This window comes from Streptomyces bobili (assembly GCF_002154575.1).
GTDB lineage: Bacteria > Actinomycetota > Actinomycetes > Streptomycetales > Streptomycetaceae > Streptomyces > Streptomyces bobili.
The window spans coordinates 1-1,848 of sequence record NZ_MUBA01000800.1 but is presented as its reverse complement, the minus strand read 5'-3'; the positions used below and the strand labels follow the sequence as shown (position 1 = coordinate 1,848).

Below are 1,848 nucleotides of genomic sequence, written 5' to 3'. Positions count from 1 at the left end.
AAGAAGACCGCTCCGCCGCCCTCGTCGCCGTGGGCGGCGGAGCGGTCTTCTTCGGCATGCGCCGCAAGGGCACCGGCAACCGCTGACCCGCCCGAGTGCCCGCCCCCGCGGAAGTCCCGCACGGGGGCGGGCACTCGCCGCTTCAGCCGAAGCTCGTCCTCTCCAACCAGAACTCCAGCAGCGCCCGCTCGCCCGGCCCGCCGTGCCAAGGCACCTGCTCGCTTCGGACGAGCTGCTCCGGCGCCCCGCTCACCGCGCTCCACCGTACGGGCGCGACGATCAGTCGAGGACCACGATTTCCGCCGCGTCGAACTCCACCCCGACCGTGTCCCCGACCTCCGGCGCCAGCCGCAGCGCGCACGCCGCCTCCAGGCGCGGCCCGTCCTGCGGCTGAAGGCGGACGGCGACATGGGTGCCCTTGAAGGTGCGGGCGGCGACCGTGCAGGGCAGGCCGAGTTCCGCGTCGACCAGCCGCACGCCGGCCGGCCGCACCAGCAGCGTGCGGGCACCCTGCGGGGAGCCCGCAGGCACCGGCACCTTGCCCCACGGCGTGTCCGCGGCCTCCTCGACGACGCTCGCCCGCACCACGTTGTCGAAGCCGAGGAAGCCGGCCACGAACGCGTCCGCGGGCCGCTGCCACACCTCAAGAGGCGTACCGGACTGGGCGATCCGCCCGTCCCGCATCACCACGACCCGGTCGGCCAGCGCGAAGGCCTCGCCCTGGTCGTGGGTGACCGCGAGCACCGTGGTGCCCAACCGCCCGAACAGTTCCCGCAGTTCGACGACCAGCCGCTCCCGCAGCGAACGGTCGAGCTGACCGAGCGGCTCGTCCAGCATCAGCAGCCGCGGACTCGGCGCCAGCGCGCGGGCCAGCGCCACCCGCTGCTGCTCACCGCCGGAGAGCGAGGCGACAGACCGCCGACCGGCCTGCGGCAGCCCGACCAGTTCGAGCAACTCCCGTACCCGTTCCCCCTGCCGGCGCCGGTCGGTGCCGCGCATGCGCAGCCCGAAGGCGACGTTGCCGCCGACGTCCCGCTGCGGGAACAGCTGATGATCCTGGAACATCAGCCCCAGCCCCCGCCGGTGCGCGGGCACGCCCGCCTGGTCGCGTCCGTCGAGCACCACGCGTCCCGCGTCCAGCGGCTGCAGCCCGGCCACCGCCCGCAGCAACGTCGACTTGCCGCTGCCGCTGGGCCCGAGCACACACACCACCTCGTGCTCGACCACGTCGAGATCGACGGCATCCAGCACCGCCCGTCCCCCGAACCGCACGGTCGCGCCTTCGAGCCGCAGCATCAGAACTCCCCCGTACGGTCGGTGCGCAGCCGCTCCAGCACCAGCAGGGCGATCGCGCACACCAGCATCAGAATCGTCGAAAGGGCCATCGCCTGCCCGTAGTTCAGCTCTCCGGCCCGCCCCAGCAGCCGCGCCACGGCGACCGGCAGGGTCGGGTTGTCGGGCCGTGCGATGAACACCGTCGCCCCGAACTCGCCCAGCGACACGGCGAAGGCGAACCCGGCGGCGACCAGCAGCGCCCGCCGCACCATCGGCAGATCCACCTCCCGCCACACCCGCCACGGCGACGCCCCGAGCACGGCCGCCGCCTCCCGCAGCCGCTCGTCCACGGCCCGCAGCACCGGCAGCATGGTCCGCACCACGAAGGGCACGCCGACCAGCGCCTGCGCGAGCGGCACCAGGATCCAGGTGGCCCGCAGATCCAGCGGAGGTTCGTCGAGCGCGATCAGGAAGCCGAAGCCGACGGTCACCGCGGAGACGCCCAGCGGCAGCATCAGCAGCGCGTCGAACCCGCGGACCAGCCGCCCCGCGTCCCGCCGCGTCAGCGCCGCC

General features: G+C 74.4%; 2 protein-coding genes. Both read right to left on the bottom strand.

What is annotated here, in order from left to right:
- Positions 1–279 precede the first annotated feature (279 nt).
- Positions 280–1,296, bottom strand: coding sequence for an ABC transporter ATP-binding protein (locus BZL64_RS37750; protein ID WP_425276114.1), 1,017 nt, complete (start codon positions 1,294–1,296; stop codon positions 280–282).
- A partial coding sequence (locus BZL64_RS37745; RefSeq protein ID WP_143663450.1) for an ABC transporter permease occupies positions 1,296–1,848 on the bottom strand: 553 nt, incomplete at its 5' end. The genes BZL64_RS37750 and BZL64_RS37745, both read right to left, overlap by 1 nt.

What these genes read in the sequence shown, in the direction of transcription:
- BZL64_RS37750 (WP_425276114.1), bottom strand. Translation starts at nt 1,296, where the DNA reads ATGCTGCGGCTCGAAGGCGCGACCGTGCGGTTCGGGGGACGGGCGGTG.